This is a genomic window from Oceanibium sediminis (assembly GCF_003265325.1).
Taxonomy (GTDB): Bacteria; Pseudomonadota; Alphaproteobacteria; order Rhodobacterales; family Rhodobacteraceae; genus Halovulum; species Halovulum sediminis.
Map to the genome: position 1 here is coordinate 892,324 of NZ_QGNX01000001.1, position 24,050 is coordinate 916,373.

Annotated in this window: 22 protein-coding genes; 10 read left to right on the top strand and 12 right to left on the bottom strand. The window is 67.5% G+C overall.

The features are described from left to right. Nucleotides 1-26 precede the first annotated feature (26 nt). From xylA to xylF, 5 genes are all read right to left on the bottom strand, one after another. On the bottom strand, nucleotides 27-1,331 hold the full coding sequence (xylA, locus tag DJ029_RS04235; protein ID WP_112321061.1) for a xylose isomerase: 1,305 nt from the start codon (nucleotides 1,329-1,331) through the stop codon (nucleotides 27-29). Continuing rightward, nucleotides 1,328-2,767 carry a xylulokinase gene (xylB, locus tag DJ029_RS04240; protein WP_112321062.1) on the bottom strand — a complete coding sequence of 480 codons (1,440 nt, stop codon included), beginning with the start codon at nucleotides 2,765-2,767 and terminating at the stop codon, nucleotides 1,328-1,330. Before xylB ends, xylA begins: the two co-directional genes overlap by 4 nt. Next, complete coding sequence (locus DJ029_RS04245) at nucleotides 2,767-3,516, bottom strand: ATP-binding cassette domain-containing protein (protein ID WP_112321063.1); 750 nt, start codon at nucleotides 3,514-3,516, stop codon at nucleotides 2,767-2,769. The genes xylB and DJ029_RS04245 overlap by 1 nt, the downstream gene beginning before the upstream one ends. Nucleotides 3,517-3,519: 3 nt before the next feature. Next, the gene (locus DJ029_RS04250; protein WP_112321064.1) at nucleotides 3,520-4,815 is read right to left on the bottom strand and encodes a sugar ABC transporter permease; all 1,296 of its coding nucleotides are present in this window, start codon (nucleotides 4,813-4,815) and stop codon (nucleotides 3,520-3,522) included. 161 nt (nucleotides 4,816-4,976) lie between these two features. Further along, nucleotides 4,977-6,008 (bottom strand): D-xylose ABC transporter substrate-binding protein, encoded by a 1,032-nt coding sequence (gene xylF / locus DJ029_RS04255; protein WP_112321065.1) that lies wholly within the window; start codon nucleotides 6,006-6,008, stop codon nucleotides 4,977-4,979. A gap of 312 nt (nucleotides 6,009-6,320) precedes the next feature. On the opposite strand from xylF, the gene DJ029_RS04260 reads away from it, so the two are divergent. Both DJ029_RS04260 and DJ029_RS04265 read left to right on the top strand, forming a co-directional pair. Beyond that, complete coding sequence (locus DJ029_RS04260) at nucleotides 6,321-7,496, top strand: ROK family protein (protein ID WP_232822955.1); 1,176 nt, start codon at nucleotides 6,321-6,323, stop codon at nucleotides 7,494-7,496. After that, nucleotides 7,493-8,989, top strand: coding sequence for a CRTAC1 family protein (locus tag DJ029_RS04265; RefSeq protein WP_112321066.1), 1,497 nt, complete (start codon nucleotides 7,493-7,495; stop codon nucleotides 8,987-8,989). Before DJ029_RS04260 ends, DJ029_RS04265 begins: the two co-directional genes overlap by 4 nt. Here DJ029_RS04265 and DJ029_RS04270 read toward each other — a convergent pair. Next, nucleotides 8,983-10,563: a gamma-glutamyltransferase family protein gene (locus DJ029_RS04270; protein ID WP_112321067.1), complete on the bottom strand. Its 1,581-nt coding sequence runs from the start codon at nucleotides 10,561-10,563 to the stop codon at nucleotides 8,983-8,985. The genes DJ029_RS04265 and DJ029_RS04270 overlap by 7 nt on opposite strands. A gap of 303 nt (nucleotides 10,564-10,866) precedes the next feature. On the opposite strand from DJ029_RS04270, the gene DJ029_RS04275 reads away from it, so the two are divergent. Beyond that, complete coding sequence (locus tag DJ029_RS04275; RefSeq protein ID WP_112321068.1) at nucleotides 10,867-11,217, top strand: DUF2794 domain-containing protein; 351 nt, start codon at nucleotides 10,867-10,869, stop codon at nucleotides 11,215-11,217. Nucleotides 11,218-11,243: 26 nt separating this feature from the next. On the opposite strand, the gene DJ029_RS04280 is transcribed toward DJ029_RS04275, so the two are convergent. The 4 genes from DJ029_RS04280 to DJ029_RS04295 all read right to left on the bottom strand — a co-directional run bounded on the left by DJ029_RS04280 (nucleotide 11,244) and on the right by DJ029_RS04295 (nucleotide 14,984). After that, on the bottom strand, nucleotides 11,244-12,086 hold the full coding sequence (locus DJ029_RS04280; RefSeq protein ID WP_112321069.1) for a C40 family peptidase: 843 nt from the start codon (nucleotides 12,084-12,086) through the stop codon (nucleotides 11,244-11,246). Beyond that, nucleotides 12,083-13,465 carry a leucyl aminopeptidase family protein gene (locus tag DJ029_RS04285; protein ID WP_112321070.1) on the bottom strand — a complete coding sequence of 461 codons (1,383 nt, stop codon included), beginning with the start codon at nucleotides 13,463-13,465 and terminating at the stop codon, nucleotides 12,083-12,085. The genes DJ029_RS04280 and DJ029_RS04285 overlap by 4 nt, the downstream gene beginning before the upstream one ends. Before the next feature lie 89 nt (nucleotides 13,466-13,554). Beyond that, nucleotides 13,555-14,448: a sulfotransferase domain-containing protein gene (locus tag DJ029_RS04290; RefSeq protein WP_112321071.1), complete on the bottom strand. Its 894-nt coding sequence runs from the start codon at nucleotides 14,446-14,448 to the stop codon at nucleotides 13,555-13,557. 152 nt (nucleotides 14,449-14,600) lie between these two features. Continuing rightward, nucleotides 14,601-14,984, bottom strand: a complete 384-nt coding sequence (locus tag DJ029_RS04295) for a hypothetical protein (RefSeq protein WP_157966265.1) — start codon at nucleotides 14,982-14,984, stop codon at nucleotides 14,601-14,603. A 124-nt stretch (nucleotides 14,985-15,108) separates the two neighbouring features. Between DJ029_RS04295 and DJ029_RS04300 the strand changes: the two genes are divergently transcribed. Further along, nucleotides 15,109-15,762, top strand: coding sequence for a carbonic anhydrase (locus DJ029_RS04300; RefSeq protein ID WP_112321073.1), 654 nt, complete (start codon nucleotides 15,109-15,111; stop codon nucleotides 15,760-15,762). Between the two features lie 133 nt (nucleotides 15,763-15,895). Here DJ029_RS04300 and DJ029_RS04305 read toward each other — a convergent pair whose 3' ends face one another. Further along, nucleotides 15,896-16,918 carry an aspartate-semialdehyde dehydrogenase gene (locus tag DJ029_RS04305; protein ID WP_112321074.1) on the bottom strand — a complete coding sequence of 341 codons (1,023 nt, stop codon included), beginning with the start codon at nucleotides 16,916-16,918 and terminating at the stop codon, nucleotides 15,896-15,898. Nucleotides 16,919-17,111: 193 nt separating this feature from the next. On the opposite strand from DJ029_RS04305, the gene DJ029_RS04310 reads away from it, so the two are divergent. The 6 genes from DJ029_RS04310 to DJ029_RS04335 all read left to right on the top strand — a co-directional run bounded on the left by DJ029_RS04310 (nucleotide 17,112) and on the right by DJ029_RS04335 (nucleotide 22,220). Further along, nucleotides 17,112-17,471: a hypothetical protein gene (locus tag DJ029_RS04310; RefSeq protein WP_112321075.1), complete on the top strand. Its 360-nt coding sequence runs from the start codon at nucleotides 17,112-17,114 to the stop codon at nucleotides 17,469-17,471. Nucleotides 17,472-17,676: 205 nt separating this feature from the next. Continuing rightward, the gene (locus DJ029_RS04315) at nucleotides 17,677-18,684 is read left to right on the top strand and encodes an ABC transporter substrate-binding protein (protein ID WP_112321076.1); all 1,008 of its coding nucleotides are present in this window, start codon (nucleotides 17,677-17,679) and stop codon (nucleotides 18,682-18,684) included. Nucleotides 18,685-18,731: 47 nt separating this feature from the next. Next, complete coding sequence (locus DJ029_RS04320; RefSeq protein ID WP_112321077.1) at nucleotides 18,732-19,520, top strand: ABC transporter ATP-binding protein; 789 nt, start codon at nucleotides 18,732-18,734, stop codon at nucleotides 19,518-19,520. Nucleotides 19,521-19,533: 13 nt separating this feature from the next. Continuing rightward, on the top strand, nucleotides 19,534-20,298 hold the full coding sequence (locus tag DJ029_RS04325; protein ID WP_112321078.1) for an ABC transporter permease: 765 nt from the start codon (nucleotides 19,534-19,536) through the stop codon (nucleotides 20,296-20,298). Then, entirely contained in the window at nucleotides 20,295-20,861 is a 567-nt protein-coding gene (locus DJ029_RS04330) for a hemerythrin domain-containing protein (protein WP_112321079.1), read from the top strand. The genes DJ029_RS04325 and DJ029_RS04330 overlap by 4 nt, the downstream gene beginning before the upstream one ends. Nucleotides 20,862-20,906: 45 nt before the next feature. Then, on the top strand, nucleotides 20,907-22,220 hold the full coding sequence (locus tag DJ029_RS04335; protein WP_370445228.1) for a cytochrome-c peroxidase: 1,314 nt from the start codon (nucleotides 20,907-20,909) through the stop codon (nucleotides 22,218-22,220). An 80-nt stretch (nucleotides 22,221-22,300) separates the two neighbouring features. Here the strand turns inward: DJ029_RS04335 and DJ029_RS04340 are convergent, their stop codons facing one another. Continuing rightward, complete coding sequence (locus DJ029_RS04340; RefSeq protein ID WP_232822956.1) at nucleotides 22,301-24,046, bottom strand: ABC transporter ATP-binding protein; 1,746 nt, start codon at nucleotides 24,044-24,046, stop codon at nucleotides 22,301-22,303. Nucleotides 24,047-24,050: the final 4 nt, after the last annotated feature.

A 24,050-nucleotide genomic window follows, 5' to 3' on the forward strand; every position in this document is an offset into this window, starting at 1 on the left:
AACCCACCCTTACTGTCGCCGGGGCGTCACACGAAGCGGGACACCCAGTTTTCCAGCCGTTCCTGGCGGCCCGACACCGGGGTGGGGTTGAGGCCCTTGGCCAGAACCTCCGCCGCGATGCCTTCCAGCGTACCGCCTGACAGCATGGCTCGGGCCGCGTCCTTGTCCCAGCCCGCGTAGCGCTGGGTGCGGGCCTGTTCCAGCCCGCCATCCTCCAGCATCGCTGCGGCGGCCTTCAGCCCGCGCGCGCAGATGTCCATCGCCCCCGCGTGGGCGGCGACCAGGTCCGCCGGGTCCAGCGACTGGCGGCGCAACTTCGCGTCGAAGTTCGTGCCGCCGGTGGTGAAACCGCCCGCCTTCAGCACCTCGTAATAGGCCAGCGCGACTTCCGGCACGTTGTTGGGGAACTGGTCCGTGTCCCAGCCCGACTGGTAGTCGTTCCGGTTCATGTCGATCGACCCGAGGATGCCGAGGGACGCCGCCAGCGCCAGTTCATGCTCGAAGGAATGCCCGGCAAGGATCGCATGGCCTTGTTCGATGTTGACCTTCACCTCGCCCTCAAGCCCGAAGTCCTTGAGGAAGCCGTAGACGGTGGCGACGTCGTAGTCGTACTGGTGCTTGGTCGGCTCCTGCGGTTTCGGCTCGATCAGAATGGTGCCGGGAAAGCCGATCTTCTTCGCGTAATCGACAACCATGCACAGGAACCGGCCCGCCTGCTCGCGCTCGCGCTTGAGATCGGTGTTGAGCAGCGTCTCGTACCCCTCGCGCCCGCCCCAGAGTACGTAGTTCTCGCCCCCCAGCCGGTGGGTGGCGTCGAGGCAGGCCTTCACCGTCGCGGCGGCGAAGGCGAAAACGTCGGGGTCGGGGTTGGTCGCGGCCCCGGCCATGTAGCGACGGTGGGAGAACAGGTTCGCCGTGCCCCACAGAAGTTTCGGGCCGCCGGCCTCCATCTTTTGCGCGAAATAGTCGGTGATTTCCTCAAGGTTGCGGGTGTTTTCGGCGAAATCCGCGCCCTCGGGGCGCACGTCGGCGTCGTGAAAGCAGAAGAAGGGGGTGCCGAGCAGGGCGAACATTTCAAAGGCGACGTCGGCCTTCAGCTTTGCCAGTTCCATCGTGTCGCCGAACCATGGGCGCTCGAAGGTCTGGCCGCCGAAGGGGTCTCCGCCGGGCCAGGCGAAGCTGTGCCAATAGGCGACGGCGAAGCGCAGGTGATCCTCCATCCGCTTGCCCATGAGGATCTCATCGGGGTCGTAGTGGCGATAGGCCAGGTCGGAGGTGCTGTCCGGCCCCTCGTATTTCAGCGGTTCGATCCCGGCGAAGAAGTCGGTCATGACAGGCCTTTCAGTGCGGTGTAGGTGGCGCGGTAGCGGGCGTGGGCCTCGGCGAAGGCGTCGCGCAGGGCGGCGTTCGGGGCGACGCGGTGGTCGATCTTGGGCGGGGTCGCCAGCGCGCCGCCATCGCCGGTGTCGGCCATCATCGCCAGCCTTGCAGCGCCGAAGGCCCCGCCGAAATCGCCCGCCACGGGGACTTCGATTTCCAGGTCCAGCGCGGTTGCGATCGCCTCAAGCCAGTAGTCCGAGCGTGAGCCGCCGCCCACCGCGATCAGGCGGCGGATCTGCGTGCCGGTGGCGCTGAGCGCGGCGTGGCAGTCGGCCAGCGCGAAGGTGACGCCCTCCAGCACCGCGCGGGTCAGCGCCTCGGCGTCGGCGGAATGGTCGAGGCCGATCATCGCGCCGCGGATCTGCGCGTCGTTGTGCGGTGTGCGCTCCCCCCCGAGGTAGGGCAGGAAGGTCGCGCGCCCCGGCGGGCGCAAATCGCCCAGCGCGCCGGTCAGGTCGGCGGCGGTGCGCCCCAGCAGTCGCGCGTACCATTCCAGCGCGTCCGTGGCGGACAGGATCACCCCCATCTGGTGCCAGGTGTCGGGCACCGCATGGCAGAAGGTATGCACCGCGCTGGCCGGGTCCGGGCGATAGGCGTCATTGGCCGCGAACAGCACACCCGACGTGCCGAGCGAGACGAAGGCGTCGCCCGCCCGCACCACGCCCACCCCTACGGCAGAGGCGGCGTTGTCCCCGCCGCCCCCGGCGACGATCACGCTCTTCGGCAGGCCGAAGCGGTCGGCCAGGCTGTCGCGCATGGTGCCCGACACCTGCGATCCCTCGATCAGGCGGGGCATGTTCGCGCGCACGAGGCCGGAGGCGGCGAGCAGCTCGTCCGACCAGTCGCGCGCGCCCACGTCCAGCCAGCCGGTCCCGGCGGCGTCGGACATTTCGGACACCGCCTCACCCGTCAGCCAGAGGCGCAGGTAATCCTTGGGCAACAGGACAAGGGCGATGCGTTCGAAGATCTCGGGCTCGTTCCGGCGCACCCATTCCACCTTGGGCGCGGTGAAGCCGGGGAAGACGATGTTGCCCGACACCTCGCGCCAGGGGGGTGTGGCGTCCATCTCGGCCGCTTCGGCGAAGCTGCGGGTGTCGTTCCACAGCATGCAGGGGCGCAGCACGTCGCCAGCCCTGTCGATCAGCGTAGTGCCGTGCATCTGGCCCGACAGGCCGATGCCGCGCACGCCCCCCAGCGGGGCCTTGGCTGCAAGCGCTTCAAGCGCGGTGCCGGTGGCGGCGATCCAGTCGGCGGGCGTCTGTTCGGACCAGCCCGCCTTGGGGCGGGACACGCTCAGGGGGGCCTGCGCCTCGGCCACCACGGCCTGGGTGTCGTCCATCAGCAGCGCCTTGACGCCCGAGGTGCCCAGATCCAGCCCGATGTACATTACGCTACCGCTTCGGGTTTCTTGCCCATAATTATCATCGACAGGATGTCGTCCTCGGTCACGTCCTCGACCCGCTCGGTGCCGATCAGCTCTCCGTTCTTCATCACGCTGACGCGGTCGCACAGATCAAGCATTTCGCGGGTGTCGTGGCTGATCAGGAAGATGCCGAGGCCCTGTTTCTTCAGCTCCTTGATCAGGTCGGCAACCATCTGCGTTTCATGCACGCCGAGCGCTGCCGTGGGTTCGTCCATGATCAGGATCCGGGCGTTGAAATAGACCGCGCGCGCGATGGCGACGGACTGGCGCTGGCCGCCGGACAGGGCCTTCACGGGGGCGTTGAACTTGGCGAAGTTGGGGTTGAGGCGCTGCATGATCTTGCGCGTCTCCGCCTCCATCTGGTCATCATCGACCATGCCGAGCGGGGTGACGATCTCCCGCCCCAGGAACAGGTTTGACGCCGCGTCGAGGTTATCCGCCAGCGCCAGCGTCTGGTAGATCGTCTCGATCGAGTAGCGGCGCGCGTCGCGAGGGCTGGCGATGTGGGCCTTTTCGCCATTGATATAGATCTCGCCGGAATCCGCCTTGTAGGCGCCGGACAGGATCTTGATCAACGTCGATTTGCCCGCGCCGTTGTGGCCCAGAAGGCCCACGACTTCGCCAGGGTTCAGCGTCAGCGAGACGTCCTTCACCGCTTGCACGCCGCCAAAGCTGATGGAGATGTTGCGAAGGTCAACAAGGGGGGGTGCCATGGCTTACTCTCCGATCCGCTTGCGATAGATGATGTCCACGAGGACGGCGAGGACGAGGACCACGCCCACCACGATGTTCTGCAGCGGTGCGTCGATGCCGATCATCGCCATGCCCGATTGCAGCGACTGCATGATCAGCGCCCCGAGGATCGCGCCGTAGATGGTGCCGATCCCCCCCGACAGCGCGGTGCCCCCGATCACTGCGGCGGCGATCACACGCAATTCGTCCAGCGTGCCGATGTCATTGGTCGAAAACCCAAGCCGCGCGGCGGCGACGGCGGCCGACAGGCCGCAGAGCGCGCCCATGATGGCGAAGACCTTCACCGTCAGAAGCCGCGTGTTGATGCCCGAGAGTTCCGCCGCGTCGGGGTTGCCCCCGGTCGCGAAGATATAGCGACCCAGCCGGGTGCGCTGCGCGACCACGGTCATCACCACCGCGACGGCGATCAGCAGCAGCACGGAATAGGGAATGCCGTAGCCGGTGGTGAAGCCCTCGGGCAGCACCTCGCCGCGGGCCTCGAAACGGCGTTCCAGCACACGCTCGGGGATCTCATAGGCGTTGAGGATGGCGACGAAGCCGACGATGGCGGCGGTCACGATGCCGCCGACCGTCAGTTCCGCCCACATCGGTTTCACCGGGAACCCGTGCTGAGACTTGCGCCGGCGTGAGGCGGCCATCAGCCCCAGCGCGGCAGCCACGGCCAGCGCGCAGGCGATCCAGGAGCCGGTGACGCCAAGGGTGCCGCCGATGCCGCCGATCTTAATGAAGGTTTCGTCCAGCGGGCCGATGGTCTGCCCGTTGGTGGTGAACCAGGCCACGTTGCGCCAGACCAGCAACCCGCCCAGCGTCACGATGAAGGCGGGGATTTCCAGGTAGCCGACCATCCAGCCGTGGAACGCGCCGATCACGATGCCGGTCGCGATTCCGGCGAGCAGGGCGATGACCCAGATCATCGGGTGCCCCAGCTCGAAGCCGAAGGTCTGGGGCAGCACCTGCGTCTGCATCACCGCCATGACGGCGGCACAGGTGGCCAGCAGTGAGCCGACGGACAGGTCGATATGCCGGGTGACGATGACAAAGACCATGCCGGTGGCCATGATCGCCACGCTGACGGTCTGGATCGTCAGGTTGAAGATGTTGCGCGGCGTCAGGAAACGCCCTTCGGTGTAGAAGTGGAACACCAGGCAGATCAGCACGAAGGCGCCGATCATGCCCAGCAGACGGGTGTCGAGCTGCAGGGCCTGGAAGAAGCTGCGCTGCTTCGCGCCTTCATTCCGGGCGGCGGTGGTGTCGGTCATGTCCGGCTCCGCTGTTCGAGATGTGACTGTCGCTTCGGCGCGGCGGGCGATCGGCCGGGGCCAGGCTGCCCCCTTCGCACGGGAAGGCTATTGCTGCGCGGCCCCCATCCGGGCGGGGGCCGCGCCCCCCTCAACCCGAAGGCCAAGGGGGATCTCGGTGTTTACTCGCAGGGGGACGGACCGCCCGAAACGCCCTGGCAGAGCTTTTCCTTGCCGATCCAGCCGGCATCCACCACCAGGTCCAGGTTGTCGCGGGTGATCGGAACCGGGGCGAGGAACATGGCCGTCAACTCGGTGCCGGCGGGGCTGGTCCAGGTCTGCGCGCCCTCGATGTCGGCCATCGCGGTGCCCGAGGCCATCGCGACCGCGATCTGGCCGGCGTTGGCGCCCAGATCGCGAGCGTCCTTCCAGACGCTGACGGTCTGCGTGCCCTTGGCGATGCGGTTCAGCGCGGCATGGTCGCCGTCCTGCCCCGAGACGGGGATTCCATCGAGGCCCTGCGCCGTCAGCGCCGCGACCACACCGCCTGCGGTCCCGTCGTTGGAGGCGACGACCGCGTCCACGCCGTTGTCCGTCGCGGTCAGGATCTGCTCCATGTTGCGCTGGGCGTTGGCGGGCAGCCAGCCATCGGTATAGGCCTCGCCCACGATCTCGATGTCACCGGCGTCGATGGCGGCTTGCAGCACCTCCTGCTGACCGCCGCGCAGGAAGTCCGCGTTCGGGTCGGTGGGCGAGCCCTTGATCATGACATAGCGGCCTGTCGGGGCCTGTTCAAAGACGGCGCGGGCCTGCATCCGGCCCACCTCGACGTTGTCAAAGGTCAGGTAGAAGGCGCGCGGATCCTCGATCAGGCGGTCATAGCCGACCACTGGAATGCCCTCGTTTGCGGCGGCATCGATGGCCGGCCCGATGGCCTGGGAATCCTGCGCCAGGATGATCAGCGCATCGACGCCCTGGGCGATCAGGCTTTCGATGTCCGATAGCTGCTTGGCCGAGGACGACTGCGCATCGGCCGAGACATAGGTGGCGCCGGCTTCCTCGAGCGCGCCGACGATGGCGGCCTCGTCCGTTTTCCAGCGCTCTTCCTGGAAGTTGGACCAGCTGACGCCGACGGTGATGTTATGGGCGTCCGCTAGCGCGGATGTGGTGAACGAAGCGGTGGCGATGGCCGCCGCTGCCAGGATCTTGTGCATTTGTTCCTCCCAAATTGAACGTCCCCTGTTGGCAGGGGTGTGCGGACATGCTTCCCGCATCACCGGAAATGTGACTCAGTTAATTTTAGCTGTCAAATTTAAATTGACGATATGACGAAGGTCATGCCCATATGGGGCGGGAGAAATCCGAAGAATTGGTGTGAAGAGGCGGTTTTTGCTGTGAACTCTGGAAAAATTAATTTGATAACTGAAGGAAATAAGCGGAAGCCAGCCGCCAAATTTGCCCTGCCCGAGCTGGAGGATACCGGCTGCGGACCGCTGATCGCCAGCACCGGGCAGGGGGCGATTCCCTTGAAACAGCAGATATTCGAGCGCATCCGCTCGCTTGGGCAGCTGTCGCGGATCGAGGTGGCCAAGGACCTTGGCGTCAGCGCGGGCTCGGTGACGACGCTGACCTCGGAACTGCTCCAGGACGGCTACCTCGAGGAAACCCGCAGTGCCCCGCGCGATGTCACGCGGGGCCGCCCGAAGGTGGCGTTGCAGGTGCGGCGCAGCGCGGGCTACGTCGCCGGGATCAAGATCAGCAACGAGGCGCATACCGCCGTCGTCGTCGATTTCGCCGGCCGCCCCGTGGGCGAGGCCCGGCTGAGCGCCGAGCAGGGCGCGGGCACGCTGGAGGGGCTGCTGGACGCCGCCCAGAAGATCTTCGCCATGGCGGTGGCGGACGCGGGGCTGGCGCGCGGGGACGTGTCTGCGGTGGGCGTCGGCCTGCCGGGGATGGTGGACCATGCCAGCGGCATCTGGTTGTGGTCCCCCCTGCTGAACGAGCGGCGCATCCCGATCCGCGACCTGCTGACCGAGCGTGTCGGCCTGCCGGTGCAGATCGACAACGACGTGAACCTGCTGACCCTGGCCGAGCTTTGGTACGGCGCTGGGCGCAGCGTGTCCGATTTCGCGGTGGTGACCATCGAGCAGGGCGTCGGCATGGGGCTGGTGCTGGGGCACAACCTGTACCGGGGCGCGCATGGCTTCGGGATGGAGCTGGGCCACGTGAAGGTGCAACTTGACGGCGCGCTGTGCCGCTGCGGGCGGCGCGGCTGCCTGGAAGCCTACATCGCCGACTACGCGCTGGTGCGCGAGGCGCATGTCGCGCTGGGGCTGGTGAACCGCCCGACAGGGGCGTCCTCCTCGGTGCTGCTGGAAAGCCTGTATGACCAGGCCAAGGCCGGGAACGAGGCGGCGCGCACCATCTTCCGCCGCGCGGCGCGGTTCCTGGCGCTGACGCTGGCCAACGTGGTCAACCTGTTCGACCCGCCGCTGATCATCCTGTCGGGCGAGCGGATGCGCTACGATTACCTTTACGAGGACGACACCCTGGAAGAGGCGAAGACGATGACGCTGGACAAGGGCCGCCCCGACACAAGGATCGAGATCCATGCCTGGGGCGACTGGGTCTGGGCCCGAGGTGCCGCGACCCTGGCGCTGAGCGCGCTGACCGATGCGCGTCTGGCTGGCGAGGCCGCGTGAAACGGCTGATCGCCCTGCTGTGCTGCCTTGCGGCACCGGCGGCGGGGCAGGTGCGTTTTGACGACGTTTCCGACCGGTTGCAACCGCGCCACGAATACAGTGGCGGCTGGGAGCATTTCGTCGGCGGCGGTGTGGCGGTGTTCGACTGCAACGCCGATGGCGCGCCCGAGATCCTGGCCGCCGGCGGCGAGGGGCCGTCGCGCCTGTTCGTCAACGACGGCACCGCGTATTTCGCGCCGGGGGCCGATCTGGCGGGCTCGGCGCGCAGTACCGGGGCCTATCCGCTGGATATCGACGGGGACGGAATCCTCGACTTGGCCCTGCTGCGCGTCGGGCCGAACCGCTTCCTGCGCGGGCTGGGCGATTGCACTTTCGAGGATGCGACGGATCGCTGGGGCCTGCCCGAAGGGGACGCGTGGTCCACTGCCTTTTCCGCGACGTGGGAGCCGGGCAACACCCGCCCCACGCTGGCGATCGGCAATTACGTCGACCGCGCCGACCCCGAGGGCCCGTTCGAGGCCTGCGACGCGAACCAGCTTCTGCGCCCGCGCCCCGGTGGCGGCTACGCGGAAACGGTGCTTGAGCCGGGCTTCTGCGCCCTGTCGATCCTGTTCCACGACTGGGCCGGGCAGGGGCGGGCGGACCTGCGCGTGTCCAACGACCGGCACTACTACGTGCGCGGCGGCTCCGAGCAGATGTGGCGCATGGACCCCCTGCGCCTGCTTGGGGATGACGATGGTTGGGAACAGATCTCCATCTGGGGGATGGGCATCGCGGCGCAGGACCTGACCGGCGACGGGCTGGCGGAGGTGGTTCTGACCTCCATGGGGGACCAGCTGATGCTGATCGCCGAGCCGGGCGGGCGCTACCGCGCCGCGCCCTACAGCACCGGCACCTATGCCCAGCGCCCCCACGTGGGGGACGATGGGCGCCCCTCGACCGGGTGGCACGCGGAATTCGGCGATGTGAACAACGACGGGCGCGCGGACCTGTTCATCGCCAAGGGGAACGTGGACCAGATGCCATCAAACGCGATGCGCGATCCCAACAACCTGTTGATCCAGCAGGCGGACGGGACGTTCCAGGAGGTCTCGGTCCCCGCCGGGGTGGCATCTGACGCGCGCAGCCGGGGCGCGGCGCTGGCGGATTTCGATGGTGACGGGCGGCTGGACCTGGTCGTGGTCAACCGCCGCGCGCCGTTGGAGCTGTACCTGAACCGCTCGGAAAGCACCGGACGCTGGGCGCGGATCGACCTTCGCGGGGCGAAGGGCAACACGCGCGGCGTCGGCGCGCTGGTGGAGGTGCGGACCGAGACGGGCCTTCAGCAGCGCGAAGTCACCGTGGGCGGCGGCCACGCGGGCGGACAGGCGCTGGCGCTGCACTTCGGCCTTGGCGACGCAACGGAAGCCGAAGCGCGGGTGCGCTGGCCCGGTGGCGGCTGGTCCGACTGGCAGCCGGTGGCCGTTGGCGGGCTGACGACCCTTGCTCAGTAACCGAGCGCGCAGCCGTCCTTTCGCGGGTCCGACGCGCCGATCAGCACGCCGCCGGCGGAATCGATGCGGATCGCCTGCGCGCCGCCGATGGGGGTTTCCGGCACCACCACCTTGTGCCCCATGTCCGCCAGCGCGGCGCGCTGGGCGTCGGTATAGCCGCGCTCGACGCTCAGCGTGTTCTCGAACGCGAAGGCGCGGGGAAACTCGATCGCGGCCTGCGGGTCCATGCCGTAGTCCAGCTGGTTGCTCGCGAAACGCACGTGGCCGCAGGACTGGTACTGCCCGCCCATCACGCCGAAGGGCATCAGCAACTCATTTCCCTGCATCAGCATCGCGGGGATGATCGTGTGCATCGGGCGCTTGCCCGGCCCTGCCTCGTTCGGGTGGTCGGGAATCAGGTTGAAGCCCCGGCCGCGGTTCTGGAACAGCACGCCCGTTTCCGGGCAGGACAGCCCGGCCCCGAAGCTGGAGAAGATCGAGTAGATCAGCGAAACGGCGGTGCGGTCCCTGTCCACCACGGTGATGTAGATCGTGTCGCGGTGCACCGCCTCGCTGACCTTCGCCACATGGCTCTGGGCGCGCTTCGGGTCGATCAGCGCGGCCAGCCGGTCGGCGGTTTCCGGGGCCAGCATGTGGTCGAGGTAGCGCGCCGAGGCCTCGGGGTCCGCGATGAAGCGGTTGCGCGCGTCATAGGCCAGTTTCGTCGCTTCTGCCTCAAGATGCAGGCGTTCGATCCCGCGCGGGTCCAGCGCGGACAGGTCGAAATGCTCCAACATCCGCGCGAGCAGGATCGCGGTGGCGCCCTGCCCGTTGGGGGGCAGTTCCACCAGGTCTGTGCCTCGGTAGCTGCCCCTGATCGGATCGACGTAATCGGGGCGGTTGTCCGCGAAATCCTGAAGGCTGTGCGCCCCGCCCGCCGCGTTCAGCGCCTTGACCATCGCTGCTGCCGCCGGGCCCTCGTAAAAGGCGCTGCGCCCCACTTGCGCGACCCGCTTCAGCAGCACGGCCTGTTTCGGGGCGCGGAATGTCTGGCCCGCGCGTGGTGCGGTGCCGCCGACCAGGTAATCATGGCGCGCCGCGCCTTGCGGGCGACCCTCGGCGATGGCCCAGTCGAAGGCCACGCGGGGGGCGACGGGCACCCCTTCCTCGGCATAATGGATCGTCGGGGCCAGCACCGCGTCGAGGCCGAGCGCGCCGTGATCGGCGTGCAGCCGGATGAAGCCATCCAGCGCGCCGGGCACGGTGACGGCATGGCCGGTGTGATCGGGGATTTCCCCATGGCCGGCGGCGCGCAGGGCATCGGCGTCCATCCCCGCAGGCGCGCGGCCCGAGCCGTTCAGCCCGATCGGCGCTTCGCCCGCCTTGCAGACAAGCGCGAAACAGTCGCCGCCGATCCCCGTCATCTGCGGCTCGGCGATACCCAGCACCAGCGCCCCGGCGATGGCCGCGTCCACCGCGTTGCCCCCGGCTTGCAGGATGTCGATGGCCACCTTCGCCCCCAGCGGATGCGAGGTGGCCGCCATGCCGTTCCCGGCGTAGACGAGCGAGCGGTTGGGCTGTTGGAAATCGCGCATGGGCCTGTCCTGTCGTGTCCTCGACAGACGACATAGCGCCAATCCGGCGCCGGAACCATGTTGAAATCGGTGGGAAGGTGTCCCTGATGCCGCCGGGTTTTGTGGGGGCTGTTACCCGGCAGCATCAGGGGGTGTTGCTCGCTAGAGCGACCAAGTGAGTCTTGCCCGTCCAGTGCGGCGAAGCGTTGCCGAAATTGTGTTGACAAAGCGGCGTGGCCTGAAAAGTGCACACGGATATTTTTTGAGGGGCTTCCGGGGCTTGTCTGCTTGCCAAACCAGCGGCAATCGGGAACAGTCGATGCCATGATGCAGAGCCCCGGCGCGACCGTCACACATCTTGCCCGTTCGCCTGAGAAGATCACCTTCCATCGCAGCGAGCTGGCGCAGATCATGCCCGTGTACGGCCGGATGGTCGCCCTTGGGGAATGGCGCGACTACGGCATGAGCTTCCTGAAGGACGTCGCCATTTTCGCGATCTTCCGCCGCGCAGCCGAGCACCCGATCTATCGCATCGAAAAGCGCCCCGCGCTGGCCAACCGGCAGGGGCAGTACGCGGTCATCGGCATGGACGGGCAGGTGCTGAAGCGCGGCTCTGACCTGCGCGTCGTGATGCGGGTGCTGGAAAAGAAGCTGATCCGCGCGGTTCAGGACTGATCCCTCCCCCGACGCCAGGGGGCCTCTCAGAGCCGGCGGATCGCCGTCACTTCGCCCCCGCCGTTCGCCCTGATCCGCGCGATGGCCCGGTCCAGCGGTTCCTCGGCCACGGCCATGTGATGCGCGTTGGCATGCAGCAGGCGATTTGGCGCGGTGACGATGCCGATATGTCCCTTCCAGCAGACGATATCGCCCGGACGGTCCGGAGTGCTGACGGCCTGCCCAATTGCTTCCTGCATGTCGGAATCGCGTGGGCAGTCCACCCCGGCGGCCCAGAGCGGCAGCTGGATCAGCGCCGAACAGTCCAGCCCCTGCGCCGAGCGCCCGCCCCAGAGGTAGGGCGCGCCAAGGAAGCGGCGCGCCTCGGCCACGAAGTCCGTCGCCGCATCAAGGGGGGCAAGCTGTCCGCCGGGCACCCAGCCGAGCGGGGTTTGCGTGAAGCTGGCCCCGCAATCCACCGCGCTTTCCCCGCCGGCAAGCCGCGCCCCGTAAGGCAGCGTCGCGCGCGGGCGGGATTTCAGTGCTGGCGCGTCGTAGATCTGGGCGGCCAGCGTCGCGACCCGGTGCGTCGCGCGGTCGGTCACCGGCCCAAGTCCGGCGGTTTCGACATAACCCACGTAGCCGTCGGTCGCGTTCTGCACCCAGGAAAGGCCGGTGGCGGCGTCGCTGTCGAACACCTCGACCCACTCGCCGAACAGCAGTTGCGTGGTCAGCCCGCCGCTGCCGTCCGGCTTGCCGAAAACGTCCAGCAGGGGCGCGTGGACCTGCATCGCCTCACCTGGCACGAAACGCTCCGCCTTGACCCGGCCTTTCAGCGATGCGGCGGCCAGGTCCGGGCGGGCCGGTGTGATGCGCGGATCGAAGCTCATCCCGGGTAGCGCTTGGCCAGCAGGTCAAAGATCGCCCGCGCGCCCTGGCTGGCGCCGCCTTTCGGGCGGCCGGGTTTCGCGGTGGGCGTCCAGCCGTAGCAATCCACGTGCAGGTAGGCCCCGGTTCCGGGCACGAAGCGGCGCAGGAACAGCGCGGCGGTGATCGCGCCCGCGAACCCGCCTTTCGGTGCGTTGTCCAGATCCGCGATGCCGGGCTCGATCATCTCCTCGTAAGCTTCGACGAAGGGCAGGCGCCACAGCGGGTCGGCCACCATCGAGGCGCTATCGGACAAGGCCGAGGCGAGCGCGTCGTCATCGGTGAAGAACGGCGGCACATCGGGGCCGAGCGCGACGCGCGCCGCGCCTGTCAGCGTCGCCATGGACACGGTCAGCACCGGCCCTTCCTCGTCCGCGAGGGCCAGCGCGTCGGCCAGCACCAGCCGCCCCTCGGCGTCGGTATTGTTGATTTCAACGGTCAGGCCGTTGCGCGCGGTCAGGATGTCGCCGGGCCGGAACGCCCCGGCGGAGACACTGTTTTCCACCGCCGGGATCAGCACGCGCAGGCGCACGAACAGCTTTGCTTCCATGATCATCTGCGCCAGGCCCAGCACCGTGGCCGCGCCGCCCATGTCCTTTTTCATCAGTCCCATGGAGGCGCCGGGCTTCAGGTTCAGCCCGCCGGTGTCAAAGCACACGCCCTTGCCGACCAGCGTCACCTTCGGGTGGCTCGGGTCGCCCCAGGTCATGTCCATCAGGCGCGGCGCGCGGTCCGAAGCGCGCCCTACCGCGTGGATCATGGGGAAGTTCTGCGCCAGAAGCTCGTCGCCGGTGATCGTGGTCAGATCGGCGTTATGGGCCTTGGCCAGCTCGGTCACGGCGGTTTCAAGGGCGTCGGGGCCCATGTCGTTCGCGGGGGTGTTGATCAGGTCCTGGGTCAGGGCGGCGGCGCGGGCCTCCGCCTCCAGCCGCTGGGCCTCGATGCCGCCCGGGGCAACCAGCATCGCGGTTTGCGGCGAGGTGTTGGCGTAGCGGCTGAAACGATAGGCGCTGAGCAGCCAGCCGAGCGCCACGGGGCGCAGCGCCTCTGCCGGGCAGTCGGCGGCCAGGCGATAGGTGCCCTCGGGCAGGGAGGCGGCGATGCCCCCGGCGGGGAACTGCTGGCGCGCCCGCATCCTGTCACTGCCCCAGCCCGCCAGGACGCGGGCCAGCGCGCCCTTGTCGTCGAACAGCAGCGCGACCTGCCCCAGCTTGCCGGTGAAGCCCTGCGCCTCGGCCTGCGCCACTTCCGCCGGGCTGAGCACCGGGTCGGGGGCGACATCGGGCGCAAGGACATGGATCGGCACGGCGCTGTCGGTCGGGCTGGCGAAGGTTGTGCTCATCTGTGGATGCTCCCTGGATGTGTCGTGGCGAACCTAAGGGGTAAACGGCGAAACCTGAATCGGATTTTCGCGCCCTGAAGCGGGGGCGCTCAGCCCGTGCCGTGTTCCAGCCAGCGCCGCGCGGCGGTGTCGGGGATCAGGGCGGCGAGGGCGGCGTCGTAGCTGGCGATTTCCGCCGCGCTCAGCTTGCCCTGCCAGTTCCTTGTGCCGCCGGACGCGAAAAAGGCGCTGTCGCTGACCCAGAAACCGGCGCCCCCCTCGGGGGCAAAGCGCGCGGCGTCGGCCCGCATCGCGTCCAGCCGGGTCGCGGCGGTGATTGCGCGGATGAGCGCTGCGTCATCGCCCACGCCGGCGATCCGGGCAAGCGTGGCCACGGCCCGTTCCGGTTCCGCCAGCATATCGGCATAATGCAGGAAGGTGATTTCGCCCGTGCCGCGCCGGGCAAGGGCCTTTAGGTAGTGCCAGGTAACGTTGGCCAGCGAGTCCTGGTCGATGTCGTCCTTCCGCATCGGGTTGGTCAGGAAATGCTCCAGCGCCTCGGGAGGGGTGGCGCGCATGACGTGGCCGTCCGTGTCGCGCCGGTTCGCGATGTGGTTGCGCAGCGAAAAGAACACGTCCAGCGGGTGGCGATAGACTACCACCGTATGCACACCCTCCCAGACCGGGAAACCGTCGGGCGGGGTGTGGGTCTTGACCACCCGCCTGCCGGGCTGCCGCCTGAGGCTTTCGGCCACCTCCGCATCGGCGCCGAGTCGGGAGTCGATCCAGGGCGACAGGACCGAGACCCGCTCGGGCAGGTCCGTGCCGCCGTGCAGAAGCATGGCAAGGATCGTCTGCGTCCAGGTGGTGCCGCATTTCGGCGGCGTGGAAACGAGGATATCGCCCTCACGCGGGGTCCAGGCCGACCAGCGGTCAGGCTGGGTCATTTCCCCGCTGTAGCGGGTCAGCGCTTCTCTCAGGCGGGTCGCGTGCATGTCGTTCATCGAGCCAGCGGTGGTTTGCGCGCCGGGGCAACCCCCCGGAAGTTGCGGGCAGCGTAGACCGGTTTCCCCTGAAAACCAAAGGCTTTCCGGCACATCCCCGCACGCCCCCCCCCCGCGCGCGGCCCAAGCGATGCCCGCCAAGGGCGCGGACCCTATTCCCCCCCGCTGAGGGTCATGCCGAGCACCGTGTCGAGAGAGACTTCCGCCATGCGCACCATCCGCTGCGCGGTGGCGTTGCGGGCGATCGCATCCCCGTCGGCCTGGCAATCGGCGGCGATCCGGGCCGCCGTGGCCAGGTCGGGCAGGCCGATCTCCTGCGCGATGGCGGCGATGGCGCGGGACAGTCTGTATGCGCCATCCCTGTCGCCGCCCTCCACGGCGATGTCGAAGCGGTTCAGCCTGTCGATGATCTCGAAACAGGCGTCGGACAGGATTTCCCGGCTGCGGTGTTGGCCAAGGGCCATTTCCAGCCTGTTCAGCGCGTCGGTGTCCACCCGCGCGCTGTCCGGTTGTGGTATCTTTCGCACCTGTGGCATCGTTCCCTCACTCTGGCCCTGCGTCACGGTGGAGCTACACCACAAGCCTGAAGAGTGCGTTAGCAGCGAATTGCAACTGTGCGCGCTGGCGGTTAGGGTTCGCGCAAACAGCAAAGTGGTGCACATGACCCTGCCAGTGAAGCCCCTGCCGAAGTACCTTGTCCAGCGCTACAAGGGCTGGAAAGCGACCGATTTCGAAGAGAACCACAGCTGGTATCACCGGCTGGCGGAAGAAGGGCAGAGGCCGCGGGTGATGGTGATTTCCTGCTGCGACAGCCGGGTGCATGTGACCAGCATCTTCGGCGCCGAGATGGGCGAGTTCTTCATCCATCGCAACATCGCCAACCTCGTCCCGCCCTACAAGCCGGACGGGGACCTGCACGGCACCTCTGCGGCGCTGGAATACGCCGTGACCTCGCTGAAGGTGTCCAACATCATCGTGCTGGGCCATTCGCACTGCGGCGGGGTCGAGGGCGGCCTGGCCATGGCAGAGGGGCGCGCGCCGGAACTGCTGGAAAACTCGAGCTTCGTGGGCAGCTGGATGCGCCTGTTGGAGCCGGGATACAAGGCGGTGGCCGATATTCCCGACCAGCAGGACCGCCAGGACGCGCTGGAAAAACAGGCGATCCTGGTGTCGCTGCGCAATCTCGTGACGTTCCCCTTCGTGACCAGCGGGCTGGAGGATACCTCGCTGGCGCTGCACGGGTTGTGGCACGATATCGGGACCGGGGCGCTGGAAGCCTACGACCCCGAGCGCGACGCCTTCAGCCGGGTCTGAGCCCGGTTTGCGCGAAAGCCGGCCCGGCCCCGTGGGGGGCAGGGCCGGGACTTGTTCCAATTTTGTCCGGAATCAACGATCGCCCGTTCAGGGTGCGTGCGCGCACGCACCCCGGTGGTGATCCTGGCGCCCGTCAGTCTTTCTTGAGCACGCGGCGGCCGAGCAGCTCGGCGATCTGCACGGCGTTCAGCGCCGCGCCCTTGCGCAGGTTGTCCGAGACGCACCACAGGTTCAGCCCGTTGTCGATCGTCGGATCCTGGCGGATGCGGCTGATGTAGGTCGCGAATTCGCCCACGCATTCGACCGGCGTGACGTAGCCGCCGTCCTCACGCTTGTCGACGACCATGATGCCCGGCGCTTCGCGCAGGATATCGCGGGCCTCTTCCTCGTCCAGGTGATCCTCGAACTCGATGTTCAGGGCTTCGCTATGGCCGACGAAGACGGGGACTCGCACGCAGGTGGCGGTGACCTTGATGGAGGAGTCGACGATCTTCTTCGTCTCGGCCACCATCTTCCATTCTTCCTTGGTCTGCCCGTCTTCCATGAAGACGTCGATATGCGGAATCACGTTGAAGGCGATCTGCTTGGTGAACTTCGCGGGGGCCTTTTCCTGACCCGGCACGTACAGGCCCTTGGTCTGGTGCCACAGCTCGTCCATGCCTTCCTTGCCCGCGCCGGAAACCGACTGGTAGGTGGACACGACGACCCGCTTGACCCGCGCGCGGTCATGCAGCGGCTTCAGCGCCACGACCATCTGCGCGGTGGAGCAGTTGGGGTTGGCGATGATGTTACGCTTGGCATAGCCTTCGATCGCGTCGGGGTTCACCTCGGGCACGATGAGCGGAACGTCCGTGTCGTAGCGGTAGAGCGACGAGTTGTCGATCACGACGCAGCCTGCCTTGGCCGCCTTGGGCGCATAGGTTTTCGTCGCGTCCGAGCCTATGGCGAACAGGGCGATGTCCCAGCCGGTGAAATCGAAGGTGTCCAGGTCCTTGGTTTTCAGTGTCTTGTCGCCAAAGCTGCATTCGCTGCCGAGCGAGCGGCGGCTTGCGAGCGCGACGATCTCGTCCACGGGGAACTGGCGCTCGGCCAGGATATTCAGCATTTCGCGGCCCACATTGCCTGTGGCGCCGACGACGGCGATACGGTAGCCCACGGAAAATCTCCTTCGATACTAACGGGCGGAACAGTCTGGTTCGACCGGGCGGGTGGTAGACGTTTCCAGCGGGAAAGGAAAGGGGGCCGCGCCAGGCCGCCCCCGGCTCATGCGGAGTTGAGGCCGCCGCGCCGCTGGTGTGATATGGGGTGAGGGTAAGTATTCCGGCGCGCGAGTAAGGGGGATCAGTTCCATGTACATTAGAGAAGTAGCCCTTGTTCTGTGCGTCTTGGCGGGCGCCGCGGCGGCGGGCAGCCCGGAGGTGACGGCGGTCAAGGCCACGCAGGATGCCGCTGGCTGGCGGTTCGACGTGACAGTGCGCCACGGCGACACGGGCTGGGATCACTATGCCGACGGCTGGTACATCCTGTCCCCCGATGGCGCTGAGCTGGGTTATCGCAAGCTGCTGCACCCGCATCAGAACGAGCAGCCCTTCACCCGCTCGCTGTCGGGCGTCGCGATCCCCGAGGGACTGGACCGGGTGCATGTCCAAGCCCACGACTCCGTGCATGGCCGGGGCGAGGTGCTGGTGGTGCCGCTGCGGGGGCGCTAGAAAAGATGGCTCGCGGGACTGCGCGCGGGGCGACGGCGGATGCCTCCGGCGGGGATATTTGAGGGACTTTGGAGCAGGGGGTGCATGATCCTTGGGCAGCGCCGCCCGGGCCGCCGGCGGAGCAGGCGAATGGCCTTGACTTGAGAGGGTGTGCAAAGCGAAGGTCCATGCCGACGTGACAAAAAAATCATCAGGGGGCTTTCAATTGCTTAGAACACTAACACTCGCCGCGACCGGGATTGCCCTGTCGTTCGGGGTTGCCGTGGCCCAGACCGCGGTGCCTTTCGCGCTGGACTGGAAATTCGAGGGGCCCTCGGCCGGGTATTTCGCTGCCGTGGACAACGGGCATTTCGCCGAAGAGGGGCTGGAGGTCGAGATCTCGGCCGGGTCAGGCTCGCTCGACGCGATTCCGAAGGTGGCCACGGGGGCGTTCCCCATGGGGTTCGCCGACATCAACAGCCTGATCAAGTTCCTTGACCAGAACCCCGGCGCGCCGGTGATCGCGGTGATGATGATCTACGACAAGCCGCCCTTCGCGGTGGTCGGCCGCGCCAGCCAGGGCGTGTTCGAGCCCAAGGACCTGGAGGGCCGCATCCTGGGTGCGCCGCCGCCCGATGGCGCCTGGGCGCAGTTCCCGGCCTTTGCCAGCGCCAACAACCTGGACGTCAGCAAGATCACGGTGGAGCCGGTGGGCTTCCCCACCCGTGAGCCGATGCTGGCAGAGGGCAAAGTGGACGCGATCACCGGCTTCTCGTTCAGCTCCTACCTGAACCTCGTGCGCCTGGGCGTGCCGGAAGAGGACATCACCACGATCCTGATGGCTGACCACGGGCTGAAGCTTTACGGCAACGCGATCATCGCCAACTCCGATTTCGCCGCCGCAAACCCCGAGGTGGTGACCGGTTTCCTGCGCGCCGTCGCCAAGGGCTGGAAGGACGTGATCGCCGATCCCGCCGCCGGGGCCGCGATGGTGGTGGACCGCAACCCCGCCGCCGACGCGGACCTGGAGCAGCGCCGCCTGGAGCTGTCGATCGAGGCCAACGTGGTCACCGACTACACCGAGGCGAACGGCATGGGCGGCATCGACATGGAGCGCTTCACCGCTTCGCTGAGCCAAATCGCGGAGAACTACGAGTTCCAGAACGAACCGGACGTGAGCCTGTACTTCACCGATGCCTATCTGCCCGACGACGGCAGCCTGATGCTGAAGTAAGGCGTCGGAAGGGGGGCGGCCCTTGGTGGCCCCCCGATGCATTTTTCATGAACGATAGTCCCCTGATCGATATTTCCGATGTGACCCACGCCTACAAGACCGAGGCGGGCCCACTGCCCGTGCTGCGCGATCTGACGATCCGCGCCGCCGAGGGCACATTCACCGCAGTCGTAGGCCCATCGGGCTGCGGCAAATCCACCCTGACCCGCCTGGTTGCGGGGCTGATGATCCCCGACGAGGGCGAGGTCCGCCTGCATGGTGAACTGGTCAAAAGCCCGCGCAAGACGGTGGGCATGGCGTTCCAGAACCCGGTGCTGCTGGAATGGCGTACCATCATGGACAACGTGCTGCTGCCGCTGGAGATCGTCGGCACCAAGCTGAACCGCGCCGAGCAGCGCGACCGGGCGATGGAGTTGCTGACGCTTGTCGGCCTTGACGGGTTCGAGGACAAGCGCCCCTCCGAGCTGTCGGGGGGGATGCGCCAGCGCGCCAGCCTGTGCCGCTCCATCGTGCACCGCCCTGAGGTGCTGATCCTGGACGAGCCCTTCGGCGCGCTGGACAACTTCACGCGCGAGGATCTGTGGCAGACCATGCATGACCTGCGGAAGGCGGAAACCTTCACCTGTGTGCTGATCACCCACGACCTGCGCGAAAGCCTGTTCCTGGGCGACCAGGTGGTGGTGCTGTCGGGCCGCCCGGCCACGGTGCAATACGTGATGGACGTGACCCTCGGCCCGGACCGGGTGCTGGACGACCTTTACACGCCGGAATCGGCGGAAAACCTGCATATCCTGCGTGACCAGATCAAGATCGCGCAAGGACGGGACGTGGCATGAGGGGGGCGCGCCGATGACTGCAATTCGCAAGGCCGGTATCCCGTTGCTGGCAATCCTGATATTCGCGCTGTTCTGGGAATGGCTGGTCTGGTTCAACGCCTGGCCGAACTACAAGATGGCGTCCCCTTCCGACCTGGGGCCAGCGTTCTGGAAGTTCCGCTGGCTGTTCCTGGAATATGGTTGGGACACGCTGTGGCGCACGGTGGTGGGCCTGCTGCTGGCCATCCTGGTGGGCATCGGCATCGGGGTCATCATGGGCTTTTCGCGCACCATGCGCGAGGCGCTGTACCCGCTGCTGGTGGGTTTCAACGCGATCCCTAAAGCCACGGTCGTGCCGGTGATCGCGCTGCTGTTCGTGGGCCAGCACGACTTCAACACCGTGCTGATGGCCTTCATGATCAGCTTCTTTCCGATCGCCGTTTCGGTGTCCATCGGGTTGAGCACGCTTGAGCCGGAGTACCGCGACATCCTGCGCGCGCTGGGTGCGAGCCGGTGGCAGATCTTCACCAAGATCGCGCTGCCCAAGACCCTGCCTGAGTTCTTCGGCGCGCTGAAAGTCTCGGTCACGCTGGCTTTCATCGGCACCAACCTGATGGAGATCGTGGAGCCCCATGGCCGGGGCCTTGGCCACCTGTTCGATAGCGGCAAGATCAGCGCGGATTATCCGCTGATGTTTGCCGTGCTCATCGCGCTGGCGGTGCTGGGGATCGCGCTCTACTACATCGTGGTGATGCTGGAGCAGACCTTCGCGGGCTGGGCGGAGCGGGCGGAAACGTGAGCAACGCCGACCTGTCGCTTGAGCAACGCAGCGGTCTGCCGAAGGAGCTTCGCTTCCTGGCGGACCGCTACCCGCGCGCGCTTTGGACGGGTCATGCCAACTTCGGCGGGCTCACCGCGTTCTGGCTGGACCGGCACGGGATGTTCCGCGAGGTCCAGCAAAGGATGGAGCAGGAGGCGGAAGCTTTCCTTGACGGCAACGTCGATCCGATGGTCTTCGGCGGGCGGCTGCAACGGCTGGCGGGCTTCTTCATCAACCAGTTGCACGGTCACCACCAGATCGAGGATGCGCATTACTTCCCGGTCCTCGCCGCGCGGGAGCCGAAGCTGGCCCGCGCGTTCGAGCTGCTGGACGCGGATCACCACGCGCTCGACGCCCATCTCAATGACCTGACGGGCCGGACCAACGCCGTGTTGCAGGCGCTGGCGGCGGGCCAGCCCGCCCCGGTCGGCGCGTTTCACGAGGTGACGCAGGATTTCGCCCGCTTCCTCGAGCGGCACCTGAGCGACGAGGAGGAGGTGGTGGTGCCGGTCATCCTCGAACACGGTGAGCCGCCCATGTGACGGGGATTGCGCGGCCTGCGCCCCTGGCTCAGACTGCGTGGAATGGTGAACCCCTTGCGCCCCCTGTTGGTCGTCTTCGCTCTGCTGGGCCAGCCTGCGCTTGGCCAGCCCGAACCCGTTGCGGATCAGATGTACCGCCCCGTCAACCGCGCCGCGGCCGAGGTGGGGCGCCTGCTGTTCTGGGATCCGGTGCTGTCGGGCAATCGCAACATCTCCTGCGGGACGTGCCATCATCCCCGTTTCGGCACCGGCGACGGGCTGTCGCTGGGCATGGGCGAGGGCGGCATCGGCCTTGGCCCGGAGCGGGTGGCGGACCCGGAGAACATGCCCGAGGAGCGCATCCCCCGCAACGCGCCCGCGCTGTTCAACCTTGGCGCGCGGGAATTCACCGTGCTGTTCCACGATGGCCGGATCGAGGTGGACCCTTCGCGCCCCGGCGGGTTCCGCACACCGCTTGAGGGGGACATGATGCAGGGGTTCGACACGCTGTTGTCCGCGCAGACCATGTTCCCCGTGCTCAGCCAGGACGAAATGGCGGGCCACTACTCGGAAAACGAGGTCAGCCGCGCCGTGCGCCAAGGCCGCCTGACGGGCAAGGGAGGGGCCTGGGACCTGATCGCCGCGCGGGTGCGCGCGATTCCGCAGTATGTCGAGATGCTGGGTGCGGCCTATCCGGACATCGCCGCGGGGCGGGAGGCGGATTTCACCGATATCTCCAACGCCATTGCCGCTTTCATGGAATTCGAGTGGCGCTCGGACAGCAGCCCGTTCGACGCTGCGCTGCGGGGCGAGACTCCGCTGAGCGGCCCGGCGGCGAATGGGCAAGCGCTGTTCTATGGGGACGCGGGCTGTGCGGATTGCCATGCCGGGCCGTTCCTGACCGATCATCGCTTTCACGCCATGGGCGCGCCGCAGATCGGCCCCGGCAAGGCGGCTCGTTTCGAGCGCCACGCAAGGGACGTCGGGCGGATGCGCGTCACCGGCCGGGACGAGGACGCCTTCGCCTTCCGCACGCCGAGCTTGCGCAACGTGGCGTTGACGGCCCCCTATGGCCACGCCGGGGCGCATCGCACATTGCCCGGGTTCCTTGCCGATCACGGCCGCGCGGATTGGGCGGCCTATGACCGCGCGCAGGCGGTGTTGCCCGGCTTGGAGGGGATGGACGACTGGCTGACCCTCGACGATCCGGCAGAGACCGAGGCGGTAAAAGCGGCGCTTGCCAACCCCGCCCCGGTTCTGTCCGATGCGGATATCGCCGCGCTGGTCGCGTTTCTCGAATCGCTGAGCGATCCGGTGGCGCGCTCTGGGCGGCTCGGCATTCCGCAGGCCGTGCCCTCGGGCCTGCCGTTGGATCGCTAGCGGCGGGCGAGGTCAGGCCTTGCGGCGCGCTGAATCAAGCGCGGGAGACGCCACATCGTGGGCCGGCGCTGGCCCTTCCTTCAGGCGGTCTTGTCGTCGCTGAACTGCAAGGCGTGCAACTGCGCGTAAAGCCCGCCGCGCGCGATCAGCTCTTCGTGGGTGCCCTCGTCCACCAACCCGCCCTGGTCCATCACGATGATCTTGTCGGCGTTGCGGATGGTGGCCAGGCGGTGCGCGATCACCAGCGTTGTGCGCCCGGTGGCGAGCCGGTCCAGCGCGGTCTGGATCACCGCTTCAGAGCGGGCATCAAGCGCGGAGGTCGGCTCATCCAGCAGCAGGACGGGCGCATCGCGCAGCATCGCACGCGCGATGGCGACGCGCTGGCGCTGGCCACCCGACAGGTTCGAGCCGCGCGGCCCGGCGGGGCTGTCCAGCCCCAGTGGCAGATCGCGGGCGAAGTCCAGGACGGTGGCGCGCTCCGCCGCTGCCTCGATCTGCTCGGGGGTGGCGTCCAGCCGGCCAAGGCGGATGTTTTGCGCGATGCTCTCGTCAAACAGCGCGGCGTCTTGGCTGACTTGCGCGAAATGGGCGCGCAGGGCGTGGAGGTCGGTTTCCCGCAGGGGCTGGCCGCCGATCAGGATCTGCCCCTCGGTCGGGTCCAGCAGGCGCGGCAACAGGTTGAAGACGGTGGTCTTGCCCGCGCCGGAGGCCCCGACGAACGCGGTCGTCTGCCCCTGCTTCGCGGTGAAGCTGAGGTTTTTCAGCACGGTCTTGTCGCCATAGGCGAAGCTGACGTTTTCGAACGTGATGTCGCCCGACGGAACGGCGGTGAACCGCGGATTCGCGGGCGGCACCACCTGCGGGCGACTGTCGAACAGCTGGTACAGCCGCTCGAGCGAGGCGAGCGCGGCCTGGATCTGCCCGGTGACGTTGGACAGGCGGCGTAGCGGGTCGAAGATCAGCGCCATGGCGGTGAAGAAGCTCATGAACTCGCCCACGGACTTTTCCCCGGCGATGATCTGCTGCCCGCCGATGGTCAGCACACCCAGGAAACCGATCGCGGCCATGATGTCGATCAGCGCGGGCAGGGCGGCCAGGCCGATCTGGCTGCTACGTTCGGCGGACAGGTAGTCGTCGACGCTGGCGGCGAAGCGGGCCTGCTCATTGGCCTCAAGCGTGTTGACCTTGATCGCGGGGATGCCGTGAAAGATCTCGTCCAGGCGGGTGGAGAGGGTGGCCGAATGTTCCCGCGCGCGCCGCGTGTTGCCGCGAATGCGGGATTGCAGCCAGACCAGCGGAAGCGCGATCAGCGGCACACCGGCAAAGACCAGCAGCGCCCAGAGCCAGTCTATCCAGACCGCCACGGACAGCAGCGCGACAAGGCTGACGGAATCCCGCCCCATCGTCATCAACGCGGCGGAAGACGACGCCTGCAACGCCTGCGCATCGCCGCGCACACGCTCGATCAGCGCGCCGGGGGCGTTCATCTGGAAAAAGCCGGTGTCCAGCGACAGAAGATGCGCCGTCAGCCGCCGCTGGATGCTGGTGGTCACCCTGAGCCCGGTCAGCACGACAAGGTAGCGCTGGGAAAACCCCGCGATGGCGCGCGCGGTGAAGACGGCGAAAATGATCCCGGAGATCAGCCAGACCGCCCCCGAGTCCCCGCCCACGAAGACGCGGTCGAACATCGGTTGCACCATGTAGCTGAGCGCGCCCAGCATCGTGCCCTCGATCGTCATCAGGAAAAGGGCGAGCAGCAGCACCGGCAGGTGCTGGCGCAACTCGTCTTGCCAGAGGCGTTTCAGAAGGGATTTGGGCGGGACCATTCGC